18 protein-coding genes are annotated in these 17,870 nt (G+C 73.6%); 17 read left to right on the top strand and 1 reads right to left on the bottom strand.

Annotated features, from left to right (window positions below; all coding sequences use genetic code 11):
* The first annotated feature begins 73 nt into the window (after positions 1-73).
* The 12 genes from ftsY to TPA0908_RS06855 all read left to right on the top strand — a co-directional run bounded on the left by ftsY (position 74) and on the right by TPA0908_RS06855 (position 13,499).
* Positions 74-1,255: a signal recognition particle-docking protein FtsY gene (ftsY, locus tag TPA0908_RS06910; protein ID WP_281935719.1), complete on the top strand. Its 1,182-nt coding sequence runs from the start codon at positions 74-76 to the stop codon at positions 1,253-1,255.
* An 8-nt stretch (positions 1,256-1,263) separates the two neighbouring features.
* Positions 1,264-2,127: an aminoglycoside phosphotransferase family protein gene (locus TPA0908_RS06905; protein ID WP_281935717.1), complete on the top strand. Its 864-nt coding sequence runs from the start codon at positions 1,264-1,266 to the stop codon at positions 2,125-2,127.
* A gap of 164 nt (positions 2,128-2,291) precedes the next feature.
* Positions 2,292-3,701, top strand: coding sequence for an ammonium transporter (locus tag TPA0908_RS06900; protein WP_281935715.1), 1,410 nt, complete (start codon positions 2,292-2,294; stop codon positions 3,699-3,701).
* A 25-nt stretch (positions 3,702-3,726) separates the two neighbouring features.
* Positions 3,727-4,065: a P-II family nitrogen regulator gene (locus TPA0908_RS06895; protein ID WP_013284578.1), complete on the top strand. Its 339-nt coding sequence runs from the start codon at positions 3,727-3,729 to the stop codon at positions 4,063-4,065.
* A 17-nt stretch (positions 4,066-4,082) separates the two neighbouring features.
* Entirely contained in the window at positions 4,083-6,347 is a 2,265-nt protein-coding gene (locus TPA0908_RS06890; RefSeq protein WP_281935711.1) for a [protein-PII] uridylyltransferase, read from the top strand.
* A gap of 134 nt (positions 6,348-6,481) precedes the next feature.
* A complete protein-coding gene (locus TPA0908_RS06885) occupies positions 6,482-7,384 on the top strand; it encodes an ABC transporter ATP-binding protein (protein WP_281935710.1) in 903 nt (300 codons plus the stop codon).
* A complete protein-coding gene (locus tag TPA0908_RS06880; protein ID WP_281935708.1) occupies positions 7,374-8,195 on the top strand; it encodes an ABC transporter permease in 822 nt (273 codons plus the stop codon). Before TPA0908_RS06885 ends, TPA0908_RS06880 begins: the two co-directional genes overlap by 11 nt.
* A 20-nt stretch (positions 8,196-8,215) precedes the next feature.
* On the top strand, positions 8,216-9,337 hold the full coding sequence (locus TPA0908_RS06875) for a sensor histidine kinase (protein ID WP_281935707.1): 1,122 nt from the start codon (positions 8,216-8,218) through the stop codon (positions 9,335-9,337).
* A complete protein-coding gene (locus tag TPA0908_RS06870) occupies positions 9,334-9,990 on the top strand; it encodes a response regulator transcription factor (protein ID WP_107156095.1) in 657 nt (218 codons plus the stop codon). Before TPA0908_RS06875 ends, TPA0908_RS06870 begins: the two co-directional genes overlap by 4 nt.
* A 202-nt stretch (positions 9,991-10,192) precedes the next feature.
* The gene (gene ffh / locus TPA0908_RS06865; RefSeq protein WP_281935704.1) at positions 10,193-11,749 is read left to right on the top strand and encodes a signal recognition particle protein; all 1,557 of its coding nucleotides are present in this window, start codon (positions 10,193-10,195) and stop codon (positions 11,747-11,749) included.
* Between the two features lie 68 nt (positions 11,750-11,817).
* The gene (locus TPA0908_RS06860) at positions 11,818-12,399 is read left to right on the top strand and encodes a Uma2 family endonuclease (protein WP_281935702.1); all 582 of its coding nucleotides are present in this window, start codon (positions 11,818-11,820) and stop codon (positions 12,397-12,399) included.
* Between the two features lie 20 nt (positions 12,400-12,419).
* Positions 12,420-13,499, top strand: coding sequence for an amidohydrolase family protein (locus tag TPA0908_RS06855; protein ID WP_281935700.1), 1,080 nt, complete (start codon positions 12,420-12,422; stop codon positions 13,497-13,499).
* A gap of 73 nt (positions 13,500-13,572) precedes the next feature.
* Here the strand turns inward: TPA0908_RS06855 and TPA0908_RS06850 are convergent, their stop codons facing one another.
* Positions 13,573-14,148, bottom strand: coding sequence for a TetR/AcrR family transcriptional regulator (locus TPA0908_RS06850; protein ID WP_281935699.1), 576 nt, complete (start codon positions 14,146-14,148; stop codon positions 13,573-13,575).
* A 91-nt stretch (positions 14,149-14,239) separates the two neighbouring features.
* Here TPA0908_RS06850 and proS point away from each other — a divergent pair, with 91 nt between their 5' ends.
* From proS to rimM, 5 genes are all read left to right on the top strand, one after another.
* A complete protein-coding gene (proS, locus tag TPA0908_RS06845; RefSeq protein WP_281935698.1) occupies positions 14,240-15,646 on the top strand; it encodes a proline--tRNA ligase in 1,407 nt (468 codons plus the stop codon).
* A 76-nt stretch (positions 15,647-15,722) separates the two neighbouring features.
* Positions 15,723-16,370, top strand: a complete 648-nt coding sequence (locus TPA0908_RS06840; protein WP_281935697.1) for a DUF402 domain-containing protein — start codon at positions 15,723-15,725, stop codon at positions 16,368-16,370.
* Between the two features lie 240 nt (positions 16,371-16,610).
* Positions 16,611-17,087, top strand: a complete 477-nt coding sequence (gene rpsP, locus TPA0908_RS06835) for a 30S ribosomal protein S16 (protein WP_107155951.1) — start codon at positions 16,611-16,613, stop codon at positions 17,085-17,087.
* Position 17,088: 1 nt separating this feature from the next.
* Entirely contained in the window at positions 17,089-17,322 is a 234-nt protein-coding gene (locus TPA0908_RS06830; RefSeq protein ID WP_013732101.1) for an RNA-binding protein, read from the top strand.
* Positions 17,322-17,861: a ribosome maturation factor RimM gene (gene rimM, locus TPA0908_RS06825; protein WP_281935694.1), complete on the top strand. Its 540-nt coding sequence runs from the start codon at positions 17,322-17,324 to the stop codon at positions 17,859-17,861. The genes TPA0908_RS06830 and rimM overlap by 1 nt, the downstream gene beginning before the upstream one ends.
* Positions 17,862-17,870: the final 9 nt, after the last annotated feature.

The raw sequence follows: 17,870 nt of genomic DNA, 5'->3' as shown, positions 1-17,870 counted from the left end.
GCGTACCCGCAGGTTGTTCGCGTGCCGAGGCGGTGAGTGGGACGCCGTCGCCGGCATCTGACAGGATTTCGGCATGAAGGAATACCTCCTCGTCGCTCTCGCCCTGCTCGGCGTGCTCATCATCGGCGGCCTGAGCCTCGTGGTGCCCCGGCTGCGCCGGCGCCCCGAGCCGCCGCTGCCGCGCACGGAGGTCGACACCCGCACCGAGGAGGACCTGGCCGGCCCGCCGGTGGAGGCGCCCGAGGCGGAACTGACCACCGGCGTGGTGGTCGAGGCGCCGCCGGTCGAGGCGCCCCCGATCGAGGTCCCCGAGCCCACCGCCGGCCGGCTGGTCCGGCTGCGCTCCCGGCTGTCCCGCTCGCAGAACGCGTTCGGCAAGGGTCTGCTCGGCCTGCTCAGCCGCGACCGGCTCGACGAGGACACCTGGGAGGAGATCGAGGACAGCCTGATCACCGCCGACGTCGGCGTGGACTCCACCCGGGAGATCGTCGACCGGCTGCGGGAGCGCACCCGGGTGCTCGGCACCCGCACCGGCGACGAGCTGCGCACGCTGCTCGCCACCGAGCTGGTCAACGCGCTCGACCCCGGCCTGGACCGGTCGCTGCGGACCACGCCGAAGGATGGCGTGCCGGCGGTGGTGCTGGTGGTCGGCGTGAACGGCGCCGGCAAGACCACCACCTGCGGCAAGATCGCCCGGGTGCTGGTCGCGGACGGCCGTACCGTGCTGCTCGGCGCGGCCGACACGTTCCGGGCCGCCGCCGCCGACCAGTTGGAGACCTGGGGCGGCCGGGTGGGCGCGGAGACGGTCCGCGGCCCGGAGGCCGCCGACCCGGCCAGCGTCGCGTTCGACGCGGTCCGGCGCGGCATCGAGACGGGCGTCGACACCGTGCTCATCGACACCGCCGGCCGGCTCCAGAACAAGATCGGTCTGATGGACGAGCTGGGCAAGGTCAAGCGGGTGGTGGAGAAGCACGGCCCGATCGACGAGACGCTGCTGATCCTGGACGCCACCACCGGCCAGAACGGCCTGGAGCAGGCCCGGGTCTTCACCGAGGCGGTCAACGTCACCGGCGTGGTGCTGACCAAGCTCGACGGGACGGCCAAGGGCGGCATCGTGATCGCCGTGCAACGCAAGCTCGGCATCCCGGTCAAGCTGGTCGGGCTCGGCGAGGGCAAGGACGACCTGGCCCCGTTCGACCCGGCGCAGTTCGTCGACGCGCTGCTCGGCACCGAGCCGCTCGGCCGGGACGCGTAACCCCTGCCGTGACCACCGACGATCGCGCCTACCCGGAGTGGCGCGACCCCCACCACCCCGCGCCGCGCCTCGGGAGACCGTACGTGACTTCGCAGGAGATCCCGCTGCACGGCGGGAACGTCAGCACCGTGGTCCGCGTGGGCGACACGGTCCGGCGCAACGCCGGCCCCTGGACCCCCTCGGTGCACGCGCTGCTGCGCCACCTGGAATACGTCGGCTTCACCGGCGCGCCGCGCGCGCTCGGCATGGACGAGCGCAACCGGGAGGTGCTGTCGTACCTGGAGGGGGAGTGCGGGGAGTACCCGCTGGCCCCGCACTGGGTGACCGACGAGGCGCTGGTCACGGTGGCCACCATGCTGCGGATGTTCCACGACGCCCAGTACGGTTTCACCCCGCCGCCCGGCGCGGTCTGGCGCTCGTTCGGCCCGCCCCCGCCGGACACCGAGGTCATCTGCCACCACGACGCCGCGCCGCACAACGTGATCTGGCGTCCCGACGGCACGCTCGGGCTGATCGACTTCGACCTCGCGTCGCCCGGCGCCCGCATCTACGACGTGGCGTACGCGGCCTGGACCTGGGTGCCGATCTTCGCCGACCGGGACTCCATCACGCTCGGCTGGAAGCGCCCCGACCGGCCGCGCCGGCTGCGCCTGTTCGCCGACGCGTACGGGTTGATCCCCCGCGACCGGCACCGGCTCATCCGCACCATCCGCAAGCGCATCGTCGACCACGTCGAGGGCATCCGGCGGATGGCCGCCGCCGGTGAGCCGGCGTTCGTCCGGATCGTGCACAAGGGCCATCTCCGCCGCCCGATGCGGGACCTGCGCCTGCTCGACTACGAGCGGCACCACCTGGAGTACGCGCTGCGCTGAGCAAGATCGGCGTTCTTCACACGCCGGAAACAACCCGTCACGCGTCGGAAATCGAGCGGTGTCGGTACAGGAAACAGCGGCCGACCAAGCTTCCGCGCAACCGGCGTACGGGCGACGCTGCCCCGGAAGCCGCGAAGGAGGAAGTTCACCTTTAGGAGGCCAGCGTGCCTGAAGCACCGACGATCGACGGCGGCAACACCGTTTGGCTGCTGGTTTCGACCGCTCTCGTGCTGCTCATGACCCCCGGCCTGGCGCTGTTCTACGGCGGCCTCAACAGGTCCAAGGGCGTGCTCAACATGATGATGATGAGCTTCTCGGCCATCGGGCTCATCTCTGTTCTGTGGTGGTTCTACGGTTTCAGCGTCGCGTTCGGCAGCGACGTCAACGGGCTCTGGGGTGACCCGGGCGCCTACCTCGGCACCAAGACGTTCCTCGCCGAGACCGACCTCTGGGGCGCCACGGCGGAGAACCCCAGCGGCATCGGCATCCCGCTCTACGTGTTCATGGCGTTCCAGATGGTCTTCGCGGTGATCACCGTCGCGCTGATCAGCGGCGCGATCTCCGACCGGGCCAAGTTCTCCGGCTGGCTGCTCTTCGCGTTCGGCTGGGCCACCCTGGTCTACTTCCCGGTCGCGCACTGGGTGTGGGGCGGCGGCGTCATCGGCGCCAAGCTGCACGCGCTGGACTTCGCCGGCGGCACCGCGGTGCACATCAACGCCGGCGCGGCGGCGCTCGGCGTGGCGCTGGTGCTCGGCAAGCGGGTCGGCTGGCCCCGCGAGGGCATGAAGCCGCACAACATCCCGCTCGTCGCGCTCGGCGCCGGTCTGCTCTGGTTCGGCTGGTTCGGCTTCAACGCCGGCTCCGAGCTGACCGTCGACTCGGTGGCCGGCCTGGCGTTCCTCAACACCCAGCTCGCCACCGCCGCGGCGGTGCTCGGCTGGCTGCTGGTCGAGCGGATCAAGGACGGCCGTCCGACCATGGTCGGCGCGTCCTCCGGCGCGGTCGCCGGCCTGGTCGCGATCACCCCGGCCTGCGGTTTCATCGCCCCCTGGGCGGCGGTCCTGCTCGGGCTCGTCGCCGGTGCGGTCTGCGCGCTCGCCATCAGCCTGAAGTACAAGCTCGGCTACGACGACTCGCTCGACGTGGTCGGCGTGCACTTCGTCGGCGGCTGGATCGGCTCGCTCTGGCTCGGGTTCTTCGCCACCAACTCGGTCAACAGCGCGATCGGCGACGTGGTCGGCGCCTCCGACGGCCTGTTCTACGGCGGCGGCGTCACCCAGCTCGGCCGGCAGGCGCTGGCCGGTCTGATCGTCACCGTCTGGTCGGGCGGGGTGGCCTGGCTGCTCGCCTTCGCCATCCAGAAGACGATCGGCTTCCGGGTGTCGGCCGAGGCCGAGGTCGACGGCATCGACGTCGCCGAGCACGCGGAGAGCGCGTACGACCTGTCGCCCACCACGGGCAGCAGCACCAGCGCGTTCGCCCTGGCCGGGATCGGCGGCGGCAAGCCGAGCCCGGAGCCCACCGCCGAGGCGGACCCGTCCGCCGCGCCGGTCGGCGAGAAGGTCGCCGGTTAACGTTCCTGGGATGGAGGGATTGGACATGAAGCTGGTGACCGCGGTCATCAAGCCGTACCAGCTGGACGCGGTGAAGGAGGCCCTGCACGCCCTCGGCGTGGCCGGGCTGACCGTCAGCGAGGTCCAGGGCTACGGCCGGCAGAAGGGGCACACCGAGGTCTACCGGGGTGCGGAGTACACGGTCGAGTTCCTGCCCAAGATCCGGGTCGAGGTGCTCACCGACGAGATGGACGTCGACAAGATCGTGGACGCCATCGTCGGCGCCGCCCGGACCGGCAAGATCGGCGACGGCAAGGTCTGGGTGACCGGTGTCGAGGAGGTCGTCCGGGTGCGTACCGGCGAGCGCGGGCTCGACGCGCTCTGACCACGGAATCCGCCGACGTGACCTCGTTGACCACGGCCACCGCCCCGGGCGGGGACGGCGTACCCGTGGTCAACGAGGTCACCGGCGTGCCCGGGGGCGTCGGCGCGGCGGCCCGTGCCGACCGCGCCGACGCGCTCGACGCCTGGCTGCGCCGGATCTTCCCGGCCCGGCCCGGCGTCGCGCTGGTCGCCGTGGGCGGGCTCGGCCGCCGCCAGTGCGCCCCCTACGGCGACCTCGACCTGGTGCTGCTGCACGCCGGGGTGCCCGGCGTCGACGAGCTGGCCGCCGCGCTCTGGTACCCGATCTGGGACGCCGGCCTGCGGCTCGACCACTCGGTACGCACCGTCGCCGAGGCGCTCTCGGTGGCCCAGGACGACGTCAAGGTCGCCCTCGGCCTGCTCGACGCGCGCCACGTGGCCGGCGACCCGGCTCTGACCGAGCAGCTCGCCCGCACCGCCACCGACCACTGGCGGCGTACCGCCATCCGGCAGCTCCCCGGGCTGCGCGAGATCACCGCGACCCGCTGGGAGGCCCACGGCGAGCTGGCCTTCCTGCTCGAAGGCGACCTCAAGGAGGCCGCCGGTGGGCTGCGCGACGTCGGCATCCTGCGGGCCATCGCGACCGCCGGCGTCACCGACGCGCTCCGCCCCGCCGTGCACGCCGCGCACCGGCGGCTGCTGGACACCCGGGACGCCCTGCACCAGCAGGTCGGCCGCCGGGTCGACCGCCTGGTCGCGCAGGAACGCGACGGCGTCGCGAAGCTCCTCGGCGTCGACGGGGGCGACGCGCTGCTGCGCCTGATCGCCGGCGACGCGCGGACCGTCCGCCACGCCCTCGACGACGCCTGGCGGGCCGCCGACCGACTCCGTTCCGGCCGGCAGCGCGCCGCCTCGGGCCGGCCGGTGCGCCGCCCGGTCGCCCGGGACGTCGTCGAGCAGGACGGCGAACTGGTGCTCGCCCGGACCGCGATCGGGGCCCGCCCCGACCCCTGCCTGTCGCTGCGGGTGGCCGCCGCGGCGGCCACCACCCGGCTGCCCATCGCGCGCGCCACCTGCGAGTGGCTGGCCGCGTACTGCCCGCCGCTGCCCGCGCCCTGGCCGCCGGCCGCCCGCGCCGCGCTGATCACCCTGCTCGGCGCCGGCCCCGGCCTGGTGCCGGCCTGGGAGACCTGCGACCGGTACGGGCTGATCGACGGCTGGCTGCCCGAGTGGACCCGGATGCGCAGCCTGCCCCAGCACAACCCGGTGCACCGGTTCACGCTCGACCGGCACCTGGTGCAGACCGCGTACGAGGCCAGCCGGCACACCCGCGACGTGGAGCGCCCCGACCTGCTGCTGCTCGGCGCGTTCCTGCACGACATCGGCAAGGGACTTCCGGGAGACCACTCGACGGTCGGGGCGCCGCTGGCCGAGGCGGTGGCCACCCGGATCGGGCTGCCCCCGGCCGAGGCGGCGCTGATCGGCACGCTGGTCCGGCTGCACCTGCTGCTGCCCGAGGTGGCCACCCGGCGGGACCTGTCCGACCCGAAGACCATCGCCGGGGTCGCCGGGCTGGTCGGCGACCCCGGCACGCTGGAACTGCTGCACGCGCTGGTCCGGGCGGACGCCGCCGCCACCGGCCCGGCCGCCTGGTCCGGCTGGAAGGGCCGGCTGATCGCCGACCTGGTCGCCCGGGTACGCACCACGCTGGACACCGGCGTGGTGCCCGCCCCGCCGGCCCCCGACCCGGCGCTGGTCGCCGGCCCGCTGCCGGTCGTACACCTGGGCGAGGACCGGGTGTCGGTGGCCGCGGCCGACCGGCGTGGGCTGCTCGCCACCGTGGCCGGGTGCCTGGCCCTGCACCGACTGGAAGTGATCTCCGCGGACGCCGCCACGGTGGACGGTCGCGCCCTGGTCGAGTGCCGGGTGCAGCCGCGCTACGGGCTCGCCCCCGACCCGATCGCGCTCAGCGCCGACCTGCGCCGGGCGGTGGCCGGCGACGTCTCGGTCACCCAGCGGCTGCGCGGCCGGGCGCTCGCCGCCCGCAGCCGGGGCGCCGCGCCCCGCGTGGTCTGGCACCGGGAGGCGGCCACCGACGCGGTGCTGCTGGAGTTGCGCGCGGCGGACGCGGCCGGCCTGCTCTACCGGGTCACCTGCGCGCTCGACGAGGCCGGCGCCCAGGTGCGCGCCGCCCGGATCGCCACCCTCGGCGGCGACGTGGTGGACACGTTCTACCTGGTCGGCACCGACCTACCGGACGAGCGTCGGGCCGTCGTCGAGGCCGCCCTCCTCGCCGCCGTGTAAGGAAGGGCCCCCTATTAACGTTTTCGGTAGAGGCGGGGCCCCCGCTTAACACCTCGCGCTACGCCCACTGACGTACGCCGGGAGCCGCCGCCGGGCCGACGCGGCGGAGGGCCGCCGGCGGGACGCTCAACGGCATGAACCCGCCCGTGCAGACCGAAGCGCTCACCAAACGGTACGGCGGCCTGACCGCCGTGCGGCATCTCGACCTGACCGTCCGACCCGGCGAGGTATACGGCTTCCTCGGCCCCAACGGCGCCGGCAAGACCACCACGCTGCGCATGCTGCTCGGCCTGGTCCGGCCCAGCGCCGGCACGGTGCGGCTGTTCGGCCGTACCCCCGGCGTCGGGCGGCTCGCCGGCGTCGGCGCGCTGATCGAGGGGCCGGCGTTCTACCCGTACCTGTCCGGCCGGGACAACCTGAGCGTGCTGGCCCGCTACGCCGGCGTCGGCGCGGACCGGGTCGCGGCGGTGCTCGACCAGGTCGACCTCGCCGACCGGGCCGGCGACCGGTACACCGGCTACTCGCTGGGCATGAAGCAGCGCCTCGGGGTGGCCGCCGCGCTGCTGAAGGACCCGCGCCTGCTGATCCTGGACGAGCCGACGAACGGCCTCGACCCGGCCGGCATGGCGGACATGCGGACGCTGATCCGGCGGCTCGGTGCGGCCGGGCACACCGTGCTGGTCTCCAGTCACCTGCTCGGCGAGGTCGAGCAGATCTGTGACCGGGTGGGCGTGATCGCCCGGGGCGCGCTGGTCGCCGAGGGCAGCATCGACGAACTACGCGGCGCGGCCGCGCTGCGGGTGCTCGCCGACCCGCTGGACGCGGCGGCGGAGCGGGCCCGGGAACTCGTCGGCGCGGACCGGGTCCGTGTCGTCGACGGCGGGCTGGAAGTGGCGGTCGAGCCGGCGCGGGCCGCCTGGCTGAACACCGCGCTTGTCGGTGCCGGGCTCGCCGTACGCGAGCTGCGGCCCCGGGAGCGGGACCTGGAGCAGATCTTCTTCGACCTGGTGGAAAGGGGTACCGCCGATGTCGCGTAGTTTCGGTGCCGAGCTGGTCAAGCTGGTCCGGCGGCCGGCCGTCTGGCTGCTGCTGGCCATCACGCTGGCGTTGTCGCTGATCTTCACCTACCTCTTCCCGTACGCCGGGGTGGCCGGCGGCGCCGACGGCCCGAACACGGACCGGGCGCTGCCCGCCCTGCTCCCCGATCACCTGGTCGGCAACTCGCTCGGCGGCCTGCCGATCTTCCTCGGTGCGATCCTGCTGATCCTCGGCGTGCTCACGGCCGGCGGCGAGTACGGCTGGGGCACCTGGAAGACCGTGCTCACCCAGGGCCCGACCCGGCTCCAGGTGTACGCGGGCAAGCTGCTCGCGCTCGCGGTCGCCGCGCTGGGCGTGGTGCTTGCCGTGTTCGCGGTCGGCGCGGTGGCCGCCGCGCTGATCGCGTCCGCCGAGGCGCAGCCGGTGCGCTGGCCGTCGGCCGGTGATCTGGTGGTCGGCGTCGGCGCGGGGTGGCTCGTCGCGACGATGTGGGCCATGCTCGGTGCCGTGCTCGCGGTCGCGTTGCGTGCGGTGGCGCTCCCGGTCGGCCTGGGACTGGTGTGGATGCTCGCCGTGCAGAACCTGCTCGCCGCCATCGCCGCCCCGCTCGTCGACTGGGTGGCGACCGCCCAGCAGGGGCTGCCGGGCCCGAACGCCGGGGCGTTGGCCGCCGCGCTGGGCGCGCCCGGGGACACCCCGGGTGTCGCCGCCACCGTCGGCGGTGGACAGGCGGCGGTGGTGGTGGCCGCGTACCTGGTGGGCTTCGCGGCGATCGGCGCGGCGCTGCTGCGCCGGCGGGACATCGGCTGAGCCGGGACGGGGGGAGCGAGGTGGACCGCGAGCGTCGGCGCCGGTGGTCCCTCGACGGCCTGCTCGCCCTGGCCCTGCTGGCGATCGGGCTGGCCGGCACCGGGCCGGCCGGCCTGAACCAGGACGTCCGGGCCGACCTGGGCGCCTATCCGCTGGTGGTGGTCGCCGCGCTCGCGGTGGCGGGACGCCGACGGTGGCCGGTGCCGACCCTGGCCGTGGTCACCGCCGCGACCACGGCGTACCTGATGCTGGACTACCCGTACGGCCCGATCCTGCTGTCGTTCTTCGCCGCGGTCTACGCGGTGGCCGCGCACCTGCCGTTCCGCGACGCGGCGGTGGCCGGCGCGGTCGCGTTGGCCGCGCTGCTGGCCTACGTGTTCGTCGGGGTCCGGCCACCGGGGCCGGTCGGTCTGATGCCGGTCGCCGCGTGGGTGGTGGTGCCGGTCGCGATCGGGGTCACCGTGCGGATGGGCCGCGAGGCCACCGCGCGGAGCCGGGCGGACGGGGCCCGCCGGCTGGCCGACGCGGAGCGGCTGCGGGTGGCCCGGGAGGTGCACGACGTGGTGGGCCACGGCCTCGCCGCGATCCACCTCCAGGCCGAGATCGCGTTGCACCTGCTGGCCCGCAGGCCCGAGCAGGCCGAGGCGGCGCTCACCGCGATCAGCCGGACCAGCCAGGAGGCGTTGGACGAGCTGCGGGTCACGCTCACCGTGGTCCGTCGCGAGGAGTCCGTCGACGAGCGCGCGCCGGCGCCCGGGCTGGGCCAGCTCCCGCAGTTGCGGGACCGGCTGGCCGGCGCCGGCGTGCCGCTCACCGTCGAGGTGGCCGGCGTGACACGCGCGCTGCCGGCGGCGGTGGACCTGGCCGCGTACCGGGTGGTGCAGGAGGCGCTGACCAACGTGTTGCGGCACGCCGGGCCGGCCACCGCCGCGGTCCGCCTCGGCTACGCGCCGGGCCAGGTCACCGTGGAGGTCACCGACACCGGCCGGGGCCCCTCCGCCCGGCCCGCCCGGCCTACCGGCTCGGGCCTGGCCGGCATGCGCGAACGGGTCACCGCGCTCGGCGGTACGTTCAGCGCCGGGGCGGCCCCGGCCGGCGGGTTCCGGGTGCACGCCACGCTGCCCACGGGGGAGGTCACATGATCCGGGTGCTGCTCGCCGACGACCAGGACCTGGTCCGGATCGGACTGCGGGCCCTGGTGGAGAGCGAGGACGACCTGACGGTCGTGGGGGAGGCCGCCGACGGGCTCGCCGCCGTGACGGTGGCCCGCCGGGAACGCCCCGACGTGGTGCTGATGGACGTGCGGATGCCCGGCGTCGACGGCATCGAGGCCACCCGTCGCATCGTCGGCGACCCGACGCTGGCCGGCACCCGGGTGGTGGTGCTGACCACGTTCGAGCTGGACGAGTACGTCTTCGACGCGCTCCGGCACGGCGCCAGCGGCTTCCTCACCAAGGACACCCGCCCGGTCGACCTGCTGCGGGCGATCCGCCTGGTCGCCGACGGGGAGGCGCTGCTGTCCCCGTCGGTGACCCGGCGGGTGGTCCGGGAGTTCGCGACCCGGCCGGCCCGGGTGCCGCGTCCGCATCCCCGGCTCGGGTCGCTCACCGACCGGGAACGCGAGGTGGTGGGGCTGGTCGGGGAAGGGCTGAGCAACGCCGAGATCGCGGACCGGCTGGTGGTCAGCCCGGCCACGGCGCGTACCCACGTCAGCCGGGCGATGGTGAAGCTCGGGGCCCGGGACCGGGCGCAACTGGTGGTCTTCGCGTACCAGTCGGGCCTGGTCGTCTCCTGACCCGCTCGGGTGCCGGCCGGTGCCCGTCGGACCGCGGCGGGCGGACCTCGGCGCGTCGGCGCCTTTCGAGCTGAGAGCAGGAACGACTCGGCGGCCCGGCCGGGTCGGAGCGGGGGTGCGGGCGGCGGGCTACCCTAACGGTGGGCTGGACAGCCGGCCCGGCCGCACTGTGCCCGCCGATGACGACAAACGGGATGTTCGCGTGTTTGACACCTTGAGTGACCGCCTGTCCGGGATCTTCACCAAGCTCCGCGGCAAGGGGCGGCTCACCGACGCCGACATCGACGCCACCGCACGCGAGATCCGGATGGCGCTGCTGGAGGCCGACGTCGCCCTGCCGGTGGTCAAGGGCTTCATCGCGAACGTCAAGGAGCGGGCCCGCGGGTCCGAGGTCTCCCAGGCGCTCAACCCGGCCCAGCAGATCGTCAAGATCGTCAACGAGGAGCTGATCAACGTCCTCGGTGGCGAGGGGCGGCGGCTCCAGTTCGCCAAGAACCCGCCGACCGTGATCATGCTCGCCGGCCTCCAGGGCTCCGGCAAGACCACGCTCGCCGGCAAGCTGGCCCGCTGGCTCAAGGGCCAGGGCCACCAGCCGCTGCTGGTCGCCGCCGACCTTCAGCGCCCGAACGCCGTCGGGCAGCTCCAGGTGCTCGGCGGCCGGGCCGGCGTCGAGGTGTACGCCCCGGCGCCCGGCAACGGCGTCGGCGACCCGGTGCAGGTGGCCCGCGACTCGATCGAGCACGCCCGCCGCGCCGCCCGCGACATCGTCATCGTGGACACCGCCGGCCGGCTCGGCATCGACGCCGAGATGATGCGGCAGGCGGCGGACATCCGCGACGCGGTCCAGCCGGACGAGGTCATCTTCGTCATCGACGCCATGGTCGGCCAGGACGCGGTCCGCACCGCCGAGGCGTTCCGCGACGGCGTCGGCATCACCGGCGTGGTCCTCTCCAAGCTCGACGGTGACGCCCGCGGTGGTGCCGCGCTCTCCGTCCGGGAGGTCACCGGCCAGCCGATCCTGTTCGCCTCCACCGGCGAGAAGCTGGAGGACTTCGACGTCTTCCACCCCGACCGGATGGCCAGCCGGATCCTCGGCATGGGCGACGTCCTCACGCTGATCGAGCAGGCCGAGGCGGCCTTCGACTCCGATCAGAAGGAGAAGATGACCGCCAAGCTGATGGGCGGGGAGACCTTCACGCTGGAGGACTTCCTCGATCAGCTCATCGCGGTCCGGCGGATGGGTCCGATCGCCAACGTGCTGGCCATGATGCCCGGCATGGGCCAGATGAAGGACCAGATCGCCGAGCTGGACGACAAGCACTTCGACCGGGTCACCGCGATCATCCGGTCGATGACGCCGGGCGAGCGCACCAACCCGAAGATCATCAACGGTTCCCGTCGGGCCCGCATCGCCAACGGTTCCGGCGTCACCGTGATGGACGTCAACCAGCTGCTCAACCGCTTCGCCGACGCGCAGAAGATGATGAAGCAGATGGGCGGCATGATGGGCCTGCCCGGCGGCGGCCGGCGCAAGGCGACCAAGTCGCCCAAGAACAAGCGCAAGGGCACCAAGGGCGGCGGCGGTCGGCCGCGTACCGGCGCCGGGATGCCGGGCGGCTTCCCCGGCGGCATGCCGCAGCTCCCGCCGGGCCTGGACCCGGGCGACCTGGCCGGTGGGCAGGGCTTGCCTCCGGGCTTCAAGCTGCCGAAGATCGACTTCAACAAGCTGGGAAAGGGTGGGGAGAAGGGTCCCCGCTAGCGTGTCGGTGACGGTGGGCGACGTCATCATCTCCTAGGGTGATGTCGCCCCCCTGGAAGGAGATGTCAGTGACCGCGGCCCCGATCCTGCCGGAGCGGCACGAGTGGACGGTCGACGACCTGGGCGACCTGCCCAAGGACCTTCCGTACGAACTGATCAACGGAAGGTTGATCGTGCCGTCCCCCACTGCCCTGCACCAGGACCTGTGTGTCCGCCTGCTGCTCGCGCTCGAAGTCAACTGCCCGCCGGAGTTCCTGGTCACCATCGACCTGTCGATGCGGGTCGACCGGCGTAACGAGCCGCGACCCGACGTGGTGGTCATCCGGCGTAAGCACGCCGGCCGGTCACCGGTGCCGATCGAGGACGCGTTGCTCGCGGTGGAGGTCGTCTCGCCGACGTCGCACTTCCGCGACCTCTACGACAAGGCGAGGGTCTACGCCCGCGCCGGGGTCGGCTCCTACTGGGTGGTGGACCCGCAGCACGAGCGGATCGCGCTCACCGAGTACACGCTGGGTGGCGCTGCCCGCGAGTACGAGCAGTTGACCCACACCGAGGACCTGTTCGTCACCGAGCGACCCTGGAAGGTCTCGGTCGATCTGCCGGCGTTGACCGCACGACGCAACGACCTGCTGGCCGGCGAGGACGACTGAGATCGGGTAGGACTGTGCGCATGGCTCTGCACGTGCGCGGTGTGTTCCTCCCCGACGACGAGGTCCGGGACGTCTGGCTGGTCGGCGACCGGGTCACCTTCGAACCGGTGCCGGGCGCCGAGACGGTGGCCGACGGCGGCTTCGTGCTTCCCGGCCTGACCGACGCGCACTGCCATATCGGCATCGCCCGGGGCGGCGCGCCGATCACCGGGCTCGACCAGGCCCGCGAACTGGCCCGGATCGACCGGGACGCGGGCGTGCTGGCGATCCGTGACGCCGGCTCGCCGTACCCGTACCCGGAGTTGGAGGACGAGCCGGAGCTGCCACGCCTGGCCCGCGCCGGCCGGCACGTCGCGCCGCCGAAGCGGTACCTGCGCGACATCGGCGTGGAGGTCGACGCCGCCGAGGTGGCCGCGACCGTGGCGGCGCAGGCCGCCGCCGGCAACGACTGGGTCAAGCTGGTCGGGGACTGGATCGACCGGGGCGTGGGCGACCTGGCGCCGGCCTGGGACGCCGACACGATGACCGCGGCGGTCGCCGCCGCGCACGCCGCCGGGGTACGCGCCGCGGTGCACACGTTCTCCGAGTCGGCCGTGGAGATCATGGTGCGGGCCGGGGTGGACTCGGTGGAGCACGGCACCGGGCTGAGCCTCGACCTGATCGACCTGATGGCCCGGCAGGGCACCGCGCTGGTGCCCACGATGATCAACATTCGGACGTTCGGCCACATCGCGGAGCAGGCCCGAACCAAGTTCCCCGGGTACGCCGACCACATGCTCGCCCTGCGCGACCGCTTCCCCGAGGTGGTCCGCGCCGCGCACGAGGCCGGCGTGCCGATCTACGTGGGCACCGACGCCGGCGGCGGCATCGACCACGGGCTCGCGGCCGAGGAGATGCTGCTGCTGCACGAGCAGGCCGGGATGCCCGCCGAGGACGTGCTGGCCGCCGCCTCCTGGCGGGCCCGGGAGTGGCTCGGCTTCCCCGGCCTGGTCGAGGGCGGCCTCGCCGACCTGGTGGTCTACGCCGCGGACCCGCGCCGCGACCTGCGGGTCGTCCGGACGCCCAGCCGGATCGTGCTGCGCGGCCGCGTGATCCGCTGACGCCGGCGCGCGCCCCCGTCCGTCTGCCCGTCCGCGCCGCTGCTGTCTCCCGGAACGAGTGCGTGGGGGTGGGTCAGCGCGGTGGGGCGGCGGCCAGGAACAGGTGGACGGCGAGGTCGGCCAACTTGCCGGCGGTCTCGTCGACCGGGGCCCGGGGCAGCACGATGTGGCTCACCACCAGGCGCACCACGCTGTCCGCCGCGAACGCCAGGGCCGCCGGGTCGGCGTCGGGCAGGTGGCACCCGGCCCACTCCAGCAGCGCCGCGGTCGACTCGGTGAGCACCAGCTCGGAGCGGGTGGTCAGGTAGGGCAGCAGTTCGTCCGAGCCGCCCCGGGCGCTGGTCAGGATCGCCTTGACCAGCGGGTTGTCGGCGGCGGCGGCGAGCGTCCGGCGGATCGCCGCGTACGCGGCCGCGCGCACGTCGGCGCCGTGCTCGCCGAGCGCGGCCCGGACGTCGCCGACGAAGCGGTCCACCTCGCGTCGGGCCAGCGCCTCGGCCAGGCCGGCCTTGGTGCCGAACTCGTTGTAGACCGTCTGCCGGCTGACGCCGGCGGCCTCGGCCACCGCGCCCATCCGTACGCCGTCCCAGCCGCAGGCCACGGTCTGCGCCCGGGCGGCCTCCACGATCGCGTTCCGTGCGTCACCCATCGACGTCGAAGTCTACGGCCGCCGGGTCGACACGGCGCGGGTCGGCTCCCCGGCGCAGCGGCGACCCGCGCGACGCATAGGATGTGCGGTCATGGCACGCGTGCTCACTCCCCGTGCGGAGGACTTTCCCCGCTGGTACCAGGACCTGATCGCCAAGGCGAAGCTGGCCGACAACGGCCCGGTTCGGGGCACCATGGTCATCCGACCGGCCGGCTACGCCATCTGGGAGCGGATGCAGGCCGAGATGGACGCCCGGATCAAGGCGGCCGGCGCGGAGAACGCGTACTTCCCGCTCTTCATCCCGGAGAGCTACCTCAAGCGCGAGGCCGAGCACGTCGAGGGCTTCTCGCCGGAGCTGGCGGTGGTCACCCACGGCGGCGGCAAGCAACTCGCCGAGCCGGTGGTGGTGCGCCCCACCAGCGAGACGGTCATCGGCGAGTTCATGGCCAAGTGGATCGACTCGTACCGGGACCTGCCGCTGCTGCTCAACCAGTGGGCGAACGTGGTCCGCTGGGAGCTGCGCCCGCGGATCTTCCTGCGCACCAGTGAGTTCCTCTGGCAGGAGGGGCACACCGCGCACGCCTCCCGGGACGACGCCCGCGCCTACGCCCGGCGGATCCTGCACGAGGCGTACGAGGATCTGATGGTCAACGTGCTGGGCATCCCGGTGGTGGTCGGCCTGAAGACCGCCCGGGAGCGCTTCGCCGGGGCCACCGCCACGTACACGTGCGAGGGCATGATGGGCGACGGTAAGGCGCTCCAGCTCGGCACCAGCCACGAGCTGGGGCAGAACTTCGCCAAGGCGTTCGACATCAGCTACTCGTCGGCCGAGGGCGGCCGGGAGCACGCCTGGACCACCTCCTGGGGCACCTCGACCCGGATGCTCGGCGGGCTGATCATGGCGCACGGCGACGACAACGGGCTGCGGGTGCCGCCGAAGCTGGCGCCGGTCCAGGCGTACGTGATGGTCGTCAAGGACGGCGAGGGCGTGAGCGAGGCCGCGACCAAGCTGCGCGACGCGCTGCGCGACGCCGGTGTCCGGGTGGCGCTGGACGACCGCACCGACACCGCGTTCGGCCGCCGTGCCGTCGACGCCGAGCTGCGCGGTTACCCGGTCCGCGTCGAGGTCGGCCCGCGCGATCTGGCCGCCGGCAACGCGGTGGTGGTCCGGCGTACCGACGGCTCGAAGGCCCCCACGCCGGTGGCCGACGTGGTCGGCGCGGTGCTGGCCGCGCTGGAGGCCGACCAGCGGGCGCTGCACGACCAGGCGCTGGAGTTCCGCCGGTCCCGCACCGTCGAGGTGTCGACGCTGGCCGAGGCGATCGAGGCGTCCGCCACCGGTTGGGCCATGGTGCCCTGGTCGGCGGTGGGCGTGCCCGGTGAGGCCGAGGCGAACGCGCAGGGCGTCACCGTCCGCTGCCTGCTCCGCGCCGACGGCTCGGTGCCGGACACCGAGGACGAGCCCGACCTGGTCGCCATCCTCGCCCGCGCCTACTGAGGGTGTAAGGAAGGGCCCCCTGTTAACGCATTCGGTAGAGGCGGGGCCCCCTCTTAACAAGTCAGGGATGGTGAGCGTGCGCTTCGAACCCGGCCGGCTGGTCCTGCACCGCAACGTGCGGCACGGGCGGATCGGGTGGGTCCGGACGGCCCGCGTCGTCTCCGACGACGAGCGCGGGCTGCTGCTCTGGGTGCCCCGCGACGCGCCGGTGGCGTACGAGGTGACCGCGGCCGGGTCGGGCATGCGCGCGGTGCCGTTCGCCGAGTGGATCGTCTCCTCGTACGCCCTGGCGGTCGGCACCTGGAACGGGCCGTCGGTGCTCAAGTTCCTGCCCGCCGGCGCCGCCCACTCGGTGTGGTGGTTCTCCGACGAGCGGGGCCGGTTCAAGAACTGGTACGTGAACCTGGAGGAGCCCGGCGTCCGCTGGGACGACGGCGCGGTGGCCGGGGTCGACATGGTGGACCAGGACCTCGACGTGGTGATCCACCCGGACCTGACCTGGGAGTGGAAGGACGAGGACGAGTTCGCCGAGCGGCTCGCCTTCCCGGAGCACTACTGGGTGACCGACGAGAAGGCGGTGCGCGCCGAGGGGGAACGGGTGATCCGGATCGCCGAGTCGGGCGCGTTCCCGTTCGACGGGACGTGGTGCGACTTCACGCCGCCCGCGGAGTGGGACGTTCCGGACGAGCTGCCGCCCGGTTGGGACCGCCCGCCGGCACGCTGAGGGTGTCCTTCGTCACGGACCGGCCGGTCCGGGGCGCGCGGTCCGGGTCCGGTGCGAGCGTTCCGGGTCGGATCTGGCAGAATGGTCCGCTGGTATCCGGCACGCGTCCGGCGCCCTCTAACCCGGGCGCGTCGCCAGTTCACCGAGCAGTCTCCGGCCCAAACCCCACTGTGCCGGTCGGCGCTCACCCGCCACACCGCCCAGACGGGCCGGTGAGATCGCAACAGGAGCGAAACAACTGTGGCCGTAAAGATCCGGCTCCTGCGGATGGGCAAGATCCGCAACCCGCAGTACCGCATCGTCGTCGCCGACTCGCGCACCAAGCGTGACGGTCGCGCGATCGAGTTCGTCGGTGTGTACCAGCCGAAGGAGGACCCTTCGGTGATCGAGGTCCGGTCGGAGCGGGTCCAGTACTGGCTGTCGGTCGGCGCTCAGCCGAGCGAGGCCGTGCAGCGTCTGCTGGAGCTGACCGGTGACTGGCAGAAGTTCAAGGGCCTGCCGGCCCCGCCGCCGCTGAAGGTCGCCCCGGAGCGGGCCGACCGCAAGGCGGCGTACGAGGCCGAGGCGAAGGCCGCCGCCGGTGTGGCGGACACCCCGGCCAAGCCGGCCAAGAAGGCCGCCAAGACGGAGGCCGCGAAGCCCGAGGCCGAGGCGCCGAAGGCGGAGGAGCCGAAGGCCGAGGCGCAGACCGGCGCCGAGTCCGGCGAGCAGGCCTGACATGGCGCTGCGTCCCGCCCTGGAGCACCTGGTCAAGGGGATCGTCGACCACCCGGATGACGTCCGGGTGCGGATGGTCGATTCCCGTCGGGGCAAGCGGCTCGAGGTCCGCGTGCACCCGGAGGACCTCGGCACGGTGATCGGGCGGTCCGGACGGACCGCCAAGGCGCTGCGCCAGGTGATCGGCTCCATCGGCGGACGTGGGGTACGCGTCGACATCGTCGACTCGTACTGATGCTTCTCGTCGTCGGCCGGATCGGCAAACCGCACGGCATCCGCGGTGAGGTCACCGTGGAGGTGCGGACCGATGAGCCCGAAGCACGCTTCGCCCCCGGTTCGGTGCTGGTCACCGAGCCGGGGGTGGTGCCGGCCGAGCCCGGCGCCTGGCGGGTGCCGCCGACGCTGACCGTGGAGTCGGCGCGCTGGCACCAGGGCCGCCTGCTGGTCGTGTTCGCCGGCGTCCTGGGTCGCGACGTCGCCGAGGCGTTGCGCAACACGCTTGTCGGCGTGGACAGCGCGGACGTCGCCGAGCCGGACGACCCGGAGGAGTTCCACGACCACCAGTTGGTCGGGCTCGCCGTGGTCACCCGGGACGGGGAACGGCTCGGCGAGGTGGACCGCATCGACCACGCCCCCGCCTCCGACCTGTTGGTGGTGCGGCGTCCGGCGGGGAGTCCCGTGCTCGTTCCGTTCGTCAAGGCGATCGTGCCCGAGGTGGATCTCGCCGGCGGTCGCGTCGTCGTCGACCTGCCCGGCGGTTTGCTCGACCTCTAGCTGGAGCCA

Origin of the sequence: Micromonospora sp. AKA38 (assembly GCF_027925725.1) — a bacterium.
In the GTDB taxonomy this organism is placed as follows: Bacteria; Actinomycetota; Actinomycetes; order Mycobacteriales; family Micromonosporaceae; genus Micromonospora.
The sequence above is the reverse complement of the archived record's forward strand: the minus strand, read 5'-3'. Positions and strand labels throughout refer to the sequence as shown.